Source organism: Lentzea albidocapillata, from assembly GCF_000719115.1.
Taxonomy (GTDB): Bacteria; Actinomycetota; Actinomycetes; order Mycobacteriales; family Pseudonocardiaceae; genus Lentzea; species Lentzea albidocapillata.
Map to the genome: position 1 here is coordinate 175,749 of NZ_JOEA01000022.1, position 11,700 is coordinate 187,448.

Consider the following 11,700-nt stretch of genomic DNA (forward strand, 5'->3'; position numbering starts at 1 on the left):
CGCCCGCAGTGCCCGATCGACTGGTGAAGATCTACTGGCCAAGATCAGGGCCATGAGGATCGAGGCGCTCCGACAGGCTCTGGCCGCCACGCCGGGTCAGCCCGTGCCGTTCGACGAGCTGATCGACGCCGTCTGGCCCGCGGACCGGCCGGCGAACCCCAGGCAGGCACTGCGCAACCTCGTACAACGGCTGCGCGCCACCGAACAGGTCATCACCGAGCCCTCTGGGTATCGGCTGGTCGTGCGCAAGCCGGGGCCGCGTCAGCTGCCCGCTGACCTGCCGGACTTCGTCGGGCGTGACGAACAGATGGCCCGAGCGCTGGACAGCCGGGCCCCGATCCTCGCCATCACCGGGCCGCCGGGGATCGGCAAGACCTCGCTCGCGGTTCACATCGCACACCGGCTGAGCGAGCGCTTCCCGGACGGCCAGCTCCACGTGAACCTCCGCGCGTTCTCGGAGGGTGATCCGGTGACCGCGGAGCAGGCGCTGTCGCGGTTCCTGCGCGCGCTCGGTGCCGAGCAGGTCCCGGTGGACCTCGACGCGCAGATCGCCCTGTACCGGCAGCTGACGGCGGACCGCGCGGTGCTCGTGGTGATCGACAACGCCGAGCGCGACCAGATCGGTCCGCTGCTCCCGGCGGGAGGAAGGTCTCAGGCGATCGTCACCAGCCGGACCGATCTGCCCGAGCACGAGCAACTCCTGGTCGGTGTCCTCGCGGAGAACGAGGCCCAGGCACTGCTCGACAACATGAGCGTCGCCGGCGGGCCCGGCGATCGCGCGGAACTGATCCAGCTGTGCGCCCACCTCCCGCTCGCGTTGCGCATCGCCGCAGCGAACCTGATGGATCGGGACATCGGCGACTACCTCGCTGACCTGCGTGGCGAGGGCAGGCTGGAAGCGCTGGAGATCGAGGACGACGCGGCCGTCCGAGCCACCTTCGAGCTGTCCTACCTGGCTCAACCGCAATTGTCCCAACGGCTGTTCCGGCTGCTGGGTCAGGTGCCGGGCCCCGACTTCTCGGTCGAGGGCGCCACAGCGTTGCTCGGCCAGGAGGCTGCGGTCGCACTGGGACAACTCGTCACCGCGAACCTCGTGCAACGCTCTGCGGGGCGGTACAGCCTGCACGACCTGCTCAGGGTGTACGCGCGCCGTCTCGGCGCGCCCGCACCAGCCCGGTTGCACGAGTACTACCTGATGAACGCCGACGCGGCGGGCCGCATGCTGAACCCGGAGTTGCACCGGATGGCGATGCCGCGGATCTCGGCGGATCTGCCCGCGCACGACGTGAGCGACATGCCGCGCGCGCTCGCCTGGCTCGACGCCGAGCGCGCGAACGTGGTCGCCGCCGTGCTCGCTGCGGGAGACCAGCCGATCGCCTGGCAACTGGCCGACTCGATGCGCGCGTACTTCCTGCACCACGCCGCGAACGCGGCCGACTGGCACGTGGCCGCCCAAGCCGGCCTGAGGGCGGCGAGGCGCCTCGGTGACACCGCCGCCGAGGCGGGCATGCGCGGCTCCCTCGGTCTCGCGCACTGGCGGTCGGGGAGGTTCGTCGACGCGCTGCCCGAGTACGAGCGCGCGGTCGCGCTGGCCCGTGAGAGTGCCGACCTCGACTCCCTGGCGCCGTACGTCGGAAATCTCGGCATCATCCACTGGGAGCTCGGCAACCTGGCCGAGGCAGCGGCCACGATGCACGAGTCGCTGGGCATCACCCGCACCGCGAACACGCTGTTCAACCTGTGCTGCGTCCTCACCGACCTCGGCCCCCTGGAACTCGCGGTCTCCCGCTGCGAGGAGGCGTTGCGGATGGCGGTCGAGACGAAGCTGACCGCGGGCATCGCGTTCTGCCTGCACGGCCTCGTGATCGCCCACCTCTTCATCGGCGACCTGGGCCAGGTGGCGAGGTACCTGGACGAGGTGGAGCCTCTGACGACCCCCGAGCTCGGTCCGACGTTCGAATCCCGCGTCCTGGACGCCCGCGCGTTCCTCCTGCTCGAACAGAACCGGCTGGAAGAAGCCGAGACCGTCGGCCGGCAGGCGGTCGACGTCGCGGCCGGTGCCGCGAAGGACATGGCCGAAGCGGACGCGCGTGCCACGCTCGGCACGGTGCTGCGGCGGCTCGGGCGGACCAGCGAGGCCCTCGCGCAGCACGAGCAGGCGCTGGTCGGGTGCCGGGGCGCGGCGTTCGCGCGCGGTGAGGTCCAGGCGCTCACCGGGCTGGCGGCCGACCACCGCGTGCTGGGGAACCTGCGTGCGGCGTTGCTGTGCGCCACCGAGGCGAACAAGATCGCGGAGCGCGGGCAGTTGCGGGTCCGCCGGGTGCAGGTCGAGGCTGAGCTCGCGGAGATCCACCTGGCGGCGGGAGACGCCGTGGAGGCGGAACGGCACAGGCTTCGGGCGGTAGAGCTGGCGCGCGAGGCCGGTCGCCTGGCGTGGGTGGAGAGGTTGGGTCAGCCGCCCGCGAACGGCGGCAGCACGTCCAGCTGAGAACCGGCGGGCACGCGCACCGACGTGTCGCGCACCGCGACGCCGTCCAGCAGGAAGCTCGACGCGGCGAGGACCTTGCCGAGCTTCGAGCCGTGCCGTTCGCCGATGGTGCTCACCACGAGCGCCACGGTCGGTTCGGAGTCGTCGAGCTGCAGGTCCTCGTCGGCCACCCCGGCCGCGGCCCGCGCACCTGCGAAGTAGCGGATCTTCACGGCCGTCACTGTCATCCTCCGATGGCGCTCATGGGCCGGTCGGGCTGGGAGAAACCCGCGTCGTTGATGCCGTGACCGGCCGCCTTGGCCCACATCGTGGCACGCCAGGCGTCGGCGATCGCGGCGTCGGGGGAGCCGTCGCGCAGCAGCGTGCGCAGGTCGGTCTCGCCCTGGCTGAACAGGCAGTTGCGGATCTGGCCGTCCGAGGTGAGCCGGGTGCGGTCGCAGGCGGCGCAGAACGGCCTGGTCACCGACGCGATCACGCCGACGACCGCGGGGCCGTCGTCGACCAGCCAGCGTTCGGCCGGTGCACCGCCGCGCGGCACCTCCGACGGGGTCAGCGTGAACGCGGTCGAGAGCATCGTGAGGATCTCATCGGCCGTGACCATGTTCGTGCGCGTCCAGCCGTGCTGCGCATCGAGCGGCATCTGTTCGATGAACCGCAGCTGGTAGCCGTTCTCGACGCAGAACCGCAGCAGCGGGACGGCCTCGTCGTCGTTCAGTCCGCGCATCAGCACGGAGTTGACCTTCACCGGCTCCAGCCCGGCCGCGCGGGCGGCGTCGAGGCCGTCCAGCACGTCCGTGATGCGGTCGCGCCTGGTCAGCGTCGCGAACCTGTCCGGGTCGAGGGTGTCGAGCGAGACGTTGATCCGGTTCAGGCCGGCGTCCTTCAACGACTGCGCGCGCCGCGAGAGCCCGATGCCGTTCGAGGTCATCGACATGCGCGGACGCGGTTCGAGCTCGGCCGTCGCGGCGATGACCTGCTCCAGGCCCCGGCGCAGCAACGGCTCGCCGCCGGTGAACCTGATGTCCGAGACGCCCAGGTCGACCACGGCGATGCGCATCAGCCGGATCAGCTCGGCGTCGGTCAGTAGCTCGTCCTTCTGCAACCAGTCGAGGCCCTCGGCGGGCATACAGTAGGTGCAGCGCAGGTTGCACCGGTCGGTCAGCGAGACCCGGAGGTCCTTCGCCACCCGCCCGAACCTGTCGACGAGCAGCGGCGTGTCCGGACGTGCGGACGCGTCCGGGGTGCCGCGCACGATGGGTAGTCCCAACTCCACTGCTGTCACCTTGTTTAGCTTAATGAACAACCTCTTGTAGGTGACCCCACAAACGAGGTTTCTCACTATCCGCCCGTTTGGAGCACTCTGACAACCAAATGTCTTAGCGGCTAAGATGTTCAATATGGAACCTGAGGTGCTGGAAAGGTTCACCTGGTACATGCGGGAGCAGAGCGCGCTCACCGTCATGTTCCACGCTCGGGTCGCCGAGCAGATGGGCCTGTCCGCGACAGACGAGAAGTGCCTCGATCTCGCCATGCGGGCGGACGGACCGCTCACCGCGGGCCGGATCGCCGACCTGTCCGGTCTCTCCACCGGTGCCGTCACGGGCGTGATCGACCGCCTCGAGCGTGCCGGGTATGTCCGTCGTGTCCGTGATCCCCATGACCGCCGCAAGGTCCTGGTCGAGGTCACGCCCGGTGACCTGGACAAGCTCGGCAAGCCGTTCGAGAAGGCCCGCGACAGCCTCATCGAGGTCCTCGGCCACTTCGACGACGACGAACTTCAGGTGATCGAGCGTTATCTCAAGCTCCAGACCGAGACGTTTCGCAAGCGCGTGATCGATACTTAGGCCCATGTGGCACTACTTGATGGACATGGACGGCGTCCTCGTGCACGAGGAGCACCTGATCCCGGGAGCGGACGAGTTCGTCGCGGAGCTGCGGGCGTCGGAGACCCCGTTCCTCGTGCTCACGAACAACTCCATCTACACGCCACGGGACCTGCGCGCGCGCCTGCAACGCACGGGCCTCGACATCCCGGAGAAGTCCATCTGGACCTCGGCGCTGGCCACGGCGAAGTTCCTCGACTCTCAGCGCCCGAACGGCTCGGCGTTCGTCATCGGCGAGGCCGGCCTCACCACGGCGCTGCACGAGATCGGCTACGTGCTGACCGACCGCGACCCGGACTACGTCGTGCTCGGCGAGACCCGCACGTACAGCTTCACCGCGATCACCAAGGCCATCCGCCTGGTCGAGGAGGGCGCGAAGTTCATCGCGACCAACCCCGACTCCACCGGCCCGTCCCGCGAGGGCTCGCTGCCCGCGACCGGCGCCGTGGCGGCGTTGATCGAGCGCGCCACCGGCCGTGAGCCCTACTACGTCGGCAAGCCCAACCCGTTGATGATGCGCTCGGCCCTGCGCACCCTGGGCTCGCATTCCGAGCAGGCGCTGATGATCGGCGACCGCATGGACACCGACGTGCGGTCGGGCCTGGAAGCGGGCCTGTCGACCATCCTCGTGCTGTCCGGGGTCTTCACCGCCGAGTCCGCCGAGATGTTCCCGTACCGGCCGACGCGCGTGCTGAAGTCGATCGCGGAGCTCGTCGGTCACTCTGCGGACCCGTTCGGCGACTGGACGGCCGTCTAGCTCCTCCGCTGAGGCGAGCAGGTGGGCGCGCAGAGCAGCACGTCCGCGTGGTCCTTGGCGTCCGGGTTCAATCTGTAGGTGTACTCCGGACGCCCGTGCCGGCTCTCGTCCGTGAGGTCCCGCAGGAGATAGCCCGCCTCGAACAGCTCGGCCAACGGGGTTCGCACGCTCGTGCGTTCGCCCCAGACCTTGTCCAGCAACGCCTTGAGGGTGAAGGTTTGTTCGGGGGCTTCGTACATGGCCCTGAGCACCTGCTGATACGCCCGGCGGGGAGGCAGGGGTGAAAGCGGGCGTGACTCCTCGTCCTGTGGCCGCAGGAACGCGCGGACCGCGTCTTGCGCATCTGGTGCGATTCGGCAGCGGGCGACATCCCCGGTTTCGTCCTGGGACAGGAACTGCACCGCGCCGATGCGATCGAGCGTCTTGAGCGCACCCCGGACGGACGCGTCGGTGCGACTTGGTCCGCCTTGCATGACTTCGGCGATCGTCAGCTGCTCCGGAGAACTGTCGATGAGCTTGCGCAGGACATGTTGCTTCAGTGCCAGTCCGTGTGGCGAGAGAGCGTCGAGGGCGTTGCGGAGCTGGTCGTTCATGCCGCAATGCGACCACCGATGGCATGATCCCGTAAGGAGGCAAACCAACTCCCGTCCGTATTTGCCTCCCAAAGCCCGACTTGGAGCTCTTCGTGGCAGCTGACCGGCAGGAACCCGCCGCAGCCAGGCTGGCGGAGGAGATCAGGCGCCTGCGCAAGCACGAGGGCCTGAGCGACCATGAGGTCGCGGCCAGGGTCGGTTACAGCCGCCAGTACGTCTCGATGGCTCAGCGGGTGGGCAAGAACTTGCCGTCCCAGGACCTGGTGACGGCCCTGGACAATGTCCTGGGAGCCGATGGACAGCTCATCGGTCTACGCACGCTCGCGAAGCAGGAGCAGACCCGGCTTCGGCGGATCGTCACCGAGCCGCCGGACGATGATCGGGTCGTGCAGGCATCGGCGCTGGTCGAGAGCAGTCAGACCGAATGGCTGCGCATCAGGAACGCGCCCGGCGTCCGGGGACGGGAGCTGACGGAACTCGCTGCCTGGCTCTATCCCGAAGCGCAGCGCGGACCGGGCGGGCACGTCCTCGCTGATCCCGGCTGGTTGCTCGACGAGCCGATGGAGCTGGACGGACTGGGTCTCTCCTGGGCGGGAGCGCAGGTCGCGACGCCACCGCTGGAACCGGTCGACCACGTGCTGCCGCTGACTGACCGCGGCCGACGGTATCCGAACTACAGCCGGGCGGTGCGTGACCTGGTGCGCCCACGGCTGCTGGAGAACCGCCTCAGCTACCGGCTGCTCGGCATCGAGCCAGGGCGCGAGCTGAGCTTCGGCGTGACTTCGTTCTTCGACACTTTCGACATGAAGCAGTCCGTCGCGCACGAGTTCAAGGCGGCGTGGCTCGCTGCCGGACGTTCGCTGCCCGACTGGGACGCCCTGCCGCTGCGGACCGCGATCGGGGATCCCTTCGACCCGCATCGCCTGTTGATGTCGCCTGGCATCAGCACCCTCACGATCCGTCGCGGTCGCGACGGCGAACACCGGTTCGTGCTGCATGAACGTGACGGGGGCAAGGTCGCGGACGGGGGCGGGCTCTGTCACGTGATGCCGGCAGGCGAGTTCCAGCCGTCCTCCGTGGACCCGACTGACGTCTACAACGACTTCTCCTTGTGGCGCAACATCATGCGGGAGTTCTCCGAGGAGTTCCTGGGCAACCCGGAACACGACGGCAGCAGCCCGCGACCGATCGACTACGAGACCGAAGAACCCTTCAGGTCGTTCGAACGGTTCCGGAACAGCGGCCACATCCGGATGTGGCATTGCGGACTCGCCATCGAGCCGCTCGAACTCGGCGCGGTCCAGCTCACCGTCGCGGTGATCGACGAAGCCGCGTTCGACGAGTTGTTCGCGAACCTGGTGCGAACCAATGACGAAGGCGAGGTCGTCGGGGGCCACGGCCGTGCCTACCTGCCGTTCACCGGTGAAGTGATCGAGCGCCTGAACCCGCGGTTGTCGGCGAGCGCGCTGACGCTGCTGCGCATGGCGTGGCGGGATCGGGCGCGCCTTCTCGGATAGGGAGAGCAGACTTGTCAGACCAGGCAGCTGCCGCGCTTGCGGCCTTCGGTTACGAGCTGGGAATTCTCAAGCGCATCCGACGGGCCGGCTGGTGGCACGCGGGCGTGCGTGACCCGGAGTCCGTCGCCGAACACACCATGCGAGTGGCGCAGCTCGCCGCCCTCCTGGCGGCGGAGGAGGGCGGCGACCCGGCGCGAGCGTCGTTCCTCGCGCTGTGGCACGACACCCAGGAGACGCGAACGGGTGATCTGCCGCACACGATCAGCGGATACATGACCAAGCCCGACCCGCGGCAGATCACCGCCGACCAGACCGCGAGCCTGCCGGAGGCCTCGCGCGGGGCGGTTCGGGCCGCTGTGGACGAGTACGAGGACCAGCAGTCCCTCGAGGCGTTGTGCGCGAAGGACGCGGACAAGCTGGAGATGCTGCTGCAGGCGGTCGAGTACCGGGACGTCGGCGTGCAGCGGGTCGACGGGTGGATCGATTCCGCGCTCAAGGGCGTCAGGACGGAGACGGCACGCAAGATCGCCGAGGCTGCCGTGACGATCTCGCCGCTTGCCTGGCGTGAACGCTGATTCGGACTGACCACTGACGCGCGAGGGTTCATCACCTATCGTCGCGGAGGTGGACACGGATCGACGCCCGATGTACGTCGTGGGTGACGTGCACGGGCACCTCGCAGAACTGACCAGAGCCCTGCACGTCGCGGAGCTGTGCGACGAGGACGGTCACTGGACGGGTGGCGAGGCCGAACTGTGGTTCCTCGGCGACTTCGTGGACCGCGGGCCCGACGGCGTGGGCGTGATCGACCTGGTCATGCGCCTCGGCGAGGAGGCGGTGGAGGCCGGTGGCTCGGTCAGCTCGTTGATCGGCAACCACGAGGTGCTGCTGCTCGGCATGTACCGGTTCGGCGACGAGCAGGTGCCGGACAGCATGGGGCCGCGGTCGTTCGCGCGCAGCTGGCTGCTCAACGGCGGGCTGCGCAGCGACCAGGACCGGCTGACCGACGAGCACGTCGAGTGGTTGACGAACAGGCCCGTGCTGAAGCTGCGCGACGAGCACCTGCTGATGCACTCCGACACGGCGGCCTACCTCGAATGGGGGGCCTCGATCGAAGAGGTCAACGAGGCCGTCCGGCACGTGCTCAAGGGCGACGACCTCGTCGACTGGTGGGAGTGCTGGCGCAAGATGACGACCCGGTACGCGTTCCGGGGTCCGCAGGGTCCGGAAATCGCGGACGAGCTGCTCGCGACCCTTGGCGGCAGCACGATCGTGCACGGGCACAGCGTCATCGCCGACCAGCTCGGAGTGCCGCCGGACCAGATCGACGGGCCTCTCGTCTACGCCGGCGACAAGGTGCTGGCGATCGACGCGGGCCTCTACAGCGGCGGTCCGTGCCTGGTCGTGCCCTTGCCATACGCCGAGGCCTGACTACCGTCTGAGGGATGACCGCCAGCTACTCCTCGGGCACATCCGCCGCCCCGCTGCTGGGCGACACGATCCACGCGAACCTCGCGGCCACGGTCGCTCGCTTCGGTGATCGTGAGGCACTTGTCGACAAGTCCACAGATCGACGGTGGACGTACGCGGAACTCGCGCAGGAGGTCGACAGGGCCGCCGCCGGGCTGCACGCGCTGGGCGTCCGCAAGGGCGACCGGGTCGGGATCTGGGCGCCGAACTGCGCCGAGTGGGTGTTCGTGCAGTACGCGACGGCCCGGATCGGCGCGATCCTGGTCAACGTCAACCCGGCGTACCGGGTGCACGAGCTGGAGTACGTGCTGAACCAGGCGGGCATCCACACGCTGGTGTCCGCGCGGTCGTTCAAGACATCGGACTACGCGGCCATGATCGAGGAGGTCCGGCCGCGCTGTCCGGGGCTGCGCCATGTCGTGTACGTCGACGATCCACAGTGGACCGGTGAGGAGATCCCGGACGTCGAGCTGGACCGCGACGACCCGATCAACATCCAGTACACGTCCGGCACCACGGGCTTCCCCAAGGGCGCCACGCTCTCCCACCACAACATCCTCAACAACGGCTACTTCGTCGGCGAGCTGGTCAACTACACCGAGCACGACCGCATCTGCGTGGTGCCGCCGTTCTACCACTGCTTCGGCATGGTCATGGGCAACCTCGCCGCCACCAGCCACGGCGCGTGCGTCGTGATCCCGGCGCCCGCGTTCGACCCGGCGAAAACCCTTGCGGCCGTTCAGGAAGAGCGCTGCACCAGCCTCTACGGCGTGCCGACGATGTTCATCGCGATGCTCGACCTGGCCGACGGCTACGACCTGAGCAGCCTGCGCACCGGCATCATGGCGGGCTCGCCGTGCCCGGTCGAGGTGATGAAGCAGGTCGTCGAACGCATGGGGATGCGCGAGGTCTCGATCTGCTACGGCATGACCGAAACCTCCCCGGTGTCAACACAAACGCGCGTGGACGACTCCCTCGACCGTCGCGTTGGGACGGTCGGCAGGGTCGGCCCACACCTGGAGGTCAAGATCGTGGACCCGGACACGGGCCGCACGGTGCCGCGCGGCGAACCGGGGGAGCTGTGCACGCGCGGCTACTCGGTGATGCTCGGCTACTGGAACGAGCCGGAGAAGACCGCCGAAGCCGTGGACAGCGCGGGCTGGATGCACACCGGCGACCTCGCGGTGATGGATGACGACGACTACGTGAACATCACCGGCCGCATCAAGGACATGGTCATCCGCGGCGGCGAGAACATCTACCCGCGTGAGATCGAGGAGTTCCTCTACACGCACCCCGACGTGCTCGACGCCCAGGTGATCGGCGTGCCGGACACCAGGTACGGCGAGGAGCTGATGGCCTGGGTGCGCCTGCGCGACGGGGTTGCGGGGCTGACCGCCGAGGCCGTCCGCGAGTTCTGCGCCGGCAAGCTCGCCCGCTACAAGATCCCGCGCTACGTGCACGTGGTGGACGAGTTCCCGATGACGGTCACCGGCAAGATCCGCAAGGTGGAGATGCGGGCGAAGTCGGTGGAGCTGCTCGGCCTCGACGACAGCGCGAAGCACGCCTAGGGCAGGTCGGGCTCGATCACCTTCATCACGGCCTGGGCGATCTCACAGGACCTGCCGCCGGACTCGGTGAGGACCTCGGCGGCCGCGATGCCGCTGGCGTGCGTCAGCACGACACCGCACGTGCCCGGTCCTCTGCTGTTCTCGGCGAGCAGCCCGGAGTGTCCGCCAATGGTGATCGGGGAGGTCTTCAGGCCGTCCGGCTTCGCGAGGTACTGCTCGGGCGTGGACCTGTCGCGAAGGCTGACCGAAAGCGGGCCGGAGTCGTCCGAGAGCCAGATGCAGCTCGAAGCACTCGCGTACCCGTTGTAGAACCGGTGCTCGGTCAGGTCGGCCGGATCGAACAGGCGGCACGCGGGCGTGTCCGCGGGCGTCGTCGACGGCGTCGCGAAGGGCTCGACGGTCTTCACCGGAGGCCGGGCCATCGCGCAACCGGACAGTCCGAGAGCAATGACGAGCACGACGAGGCGCTGAGTGTTCACGGAGCGAAATCGTCCCGTGAATCAACAATCTCCGCAGTTCAAAGTACCTCTTGTGCAGAAGGTGTGACCGGCGCAACATCAGTGGATTCCGTCGAAGGAGGCGCGCATGCTCACCGCCACCAGAACCACGACGATGCTGCCCGTCGAAGACCCCGAGCGCGCCGGCCGCTTCTACGCGGACATGCTCGGCCTGAAGCCCGTCGCCACGAACCCCGACGGCACGCGGGTCTTCGCGCTCGGCCAGGGTGACGCGCTGGGACTGATGCCTGCGGAGAAGGGCGCGCAGACCGGGCACACGGTCCTCAGCTTCGAGGTGCCCGACCTCGAGGGCGAGATCCGCGAGCTCGAAGGCAGGGGCGTGCGCTTCGACGACTACGACCTGCCCGACTTCAAGACCACGAACCACATCGCGGTCATGGGCACCGAGCGCGCGGCGTGGTTCCACGACACCGAGGGCAACATCCTGTGCCTGCACGAGCTGTCGGACAGTGAAGTCTGACGGTTCGCGCCACTGAGTGGTCTCCCGAGCCTCGGCCCGACGAGGCGCGGGAGACCCTCACGGAACGTCGACGATCTCCTTGCCCAGCGGCACCAGCGAGACCTTCACCAGCTTGAAGTTCGCGACGCCGAGCGGGATGCCGATGATCGTCACGCACAGCGCGATGCCGGTGACGATGTGGCCGATCGCGAGCCAGAGGCCGGCGACGATGATCCAGATGACGTTGCCCAGCAGCGATCCGGTGCCCGCGCCCGGCTTGTCCACGACCTCGCGGCCGAACGGCCACAGGGCGTAGTTCGCGATCCGGAACGACGCGATGCCCCACGGGATCGTGATGATCAGGATGCAGCAGATGATGCCGGCGACCGCGTAGCCGACGGCCATCCAGAAACCGGCGAGCACCAGCCAGATCACGTTCAGGATGAGGCGCATGCCTCCATCTA

At 68.5% G+C, this 11,700-nt stretch carries 13 protein-coding genes; 8 read left to right on the top strand and 5 right to left on the bottom strand.

The genetic code is table 11. The annotated features are described in order from the left end of the window. Positions 1-52: 52 nt before the first annotated feature. Complete coding sequence (locus IG04_RS44435) at positions 53-2,488, top strand: tetratricopeptide repeat protein (protein WP_051771153.1); 2,436 nt, start codon at positions 53-55, stop codon at positions 2,486-2,488. Here the strand turns inward: IG04_RS44435 and IG04_RS43175 are convergent. Together IG04_RS43175 and moaA are read right to left on the bottom strand one after the other, a co-directional pair. After that, the gene (locus IG04_RS43175; RefSeq protein WP_036016426.1) at positions 2,452-2,715 is read right to left on the bottom strand and encodes a MoaD/ThiS family protein; all 264 of its coding nucleotides are present in this window, start codon (positions 2,713-2,715) and stop codon (positions 2,452-2,454) included. The genes IG04_RS44435 and IG04_RS43175 overlap by 37 nt on opposite strands. Continuing rightward, a complete protein-coding gene (gene moaA / locus IG04_RS0133070; RefSeq protein ID WP_051771156.1) occupies positions 2,712-3,770 on the bottom strand; it encodes a GTP 3',8-cyclase MoaA in 1,059 nt (352 codons plus the stop codon). The genes IG04_RS43175 and moaA overlap by 4 nt, the downstream gene beginning before the upstream one ends. A gap of 115 nt (positions 3,771-3,885) precedes the next feature. On the opposite strand from moaA, the gene IG04_RS0133075 reads away from it, so the two are divergent. Then, positions 3,886-4,332, top strand: coding sequence for a MarR family winged helix-turn-helix transcriptional regulator (locus IG04_RS0133075; RefSeq protein WP_030480676.1), 447 nt, complete (start codon positions 3,886-3,888; stop codon positions 4,330-4,332). A gap of 4 nt (positions 4,333-4,336) precedes the next feature. Then, positions 4,337-5,128 (top strand): HAD-IIA family hydrolase, encoded by a 792-nt coding sequence (locus tag IG04_RS0133080; RefSeq protein WP_030480677.1) that lies wholly within the window; start codon positions 4,337-4,339, stop codon positions 5,126-5,128. Here the strand turns inward: IG04_RS0133080 and IG04_RS0133085 are convergent. Then, complete coding sequence (locus IG04_RS0133085; RefSeq protein ID WP_030480678.1) at positions 5,125-5,721, bottom strand: hypothetical protein; 597 nt, start codon at positions 5,719-5,721, stop codon at positions 5,125-5,127. The two genes, IG04_RS0133080 and IG04_RS0133085, sit on opposite strands and share 4 nt — an antisense overlap. 92 nt (positions 5,722-5,813) lie before the next feature. Between IG04_RS0133085 and IG04_RS0133090 the strand changes: the two genes are divergently transcribed. The 4 genes from IG04_RS0133090 (at position 5,814) to IG04_RS0133105 (ending at position 10,279) form a co-directional block, all read left to right on the top strand. Next, positions 5,814-7,238, top strand: a complete 1,425-nt coding sequence (locus IG04_RS0133090; RefSeq protein ID WP_144065651.1) for a helix-turn-helix domain-containing protein — start codon at positions 5,814-5,816, stop codon at positions 7,236-7,238. A gap of 11 nt (positions 7,239-7,249) precedes the next feature. Then, a complete protein-coding gene (locus IG04_RS0133095; RefSeq protein ID WP_030480680.1) occupies positions 7,250-7,813 on the top strand; it encodes an HD domain-containing protein in 564 nt (187 codons plus the stop codon). 70 nt (positions 7,814-7,883) lie between these two features. Beyond that, the gene (locus IG04_RS0133100) at positions 7,884-8,669 is read left to right on the top strand and encodes a metallophosphoesterase (RefSeq protein WP_030480681.1); all 786 of its coding nucleotides are present in this window, start codon (positions 7,884-7,886) and stop codon (positions 8,667-8,669) included. 14 nt (positions 8,670-8,683) lie between these two features. Beyond that, entirely contained in the window at positions 8,684-10,279 is a 1,596-nt protein-coding gene (locus IG04_RS0133105; protein WP_030480682.1) for an AMP-binding protein, read from the top strand. Here the strand turns inward: IG04_RS0133105 and IG04_RS0133110 are convergent. Next, the gene (locus IG04_RS0133110) at positions 10,276-10,758 is read right to left on the bottom strand and encodes a DUF3558 family protein (RefSeq protein ID WP_030480683.1); all 483 of its coding nucleotides are present in this window, start codon (positions 10,756-10,758) and stop codon (positions 10,276-10,278) included. The genes IG04_RS0133105 and IG04_RS0133110 overlap by 4 nt on opposite strands. 106 nt (positions 10,759-10,864) lie before the next feature. Here IG04_RS0133110 and IG04_RS0133115 point away from each other — a divergent pair, with 106 nt between their 5' ends. Next, positions 10,865-11,257 carry a VOC family protein gene (locus tag IG04_RS0133115; RefSeq protein ID WP_030480684.1) on the top strand — a complete coding sequence of 131 codons (393 nt, stop codon included), beginning with the start codon at positions 10,865-10,867 and terminating at the stop codon, positions 11,255-11,257. A 57-nt stretch (positions 11,258-11,314) separates the two neighbouring features. On the opposite strand, the gene IG04_RS0133120 is transcribed toward IG04_RS0133115, so the two are convergent. Next, on the bottom strand, positions 11,315-11,689 hold the full coding sequence (locus tag IG04_RS0133120; RefSeq protein WP_030480685.1) for a YccF domain-containing protein: 375 nt from the start codon (positions 11,687-11,689) through the stop codon (positions 11,315-11,317). Positions 11,690-11,700: the final 11 nt, after the last annotated feature.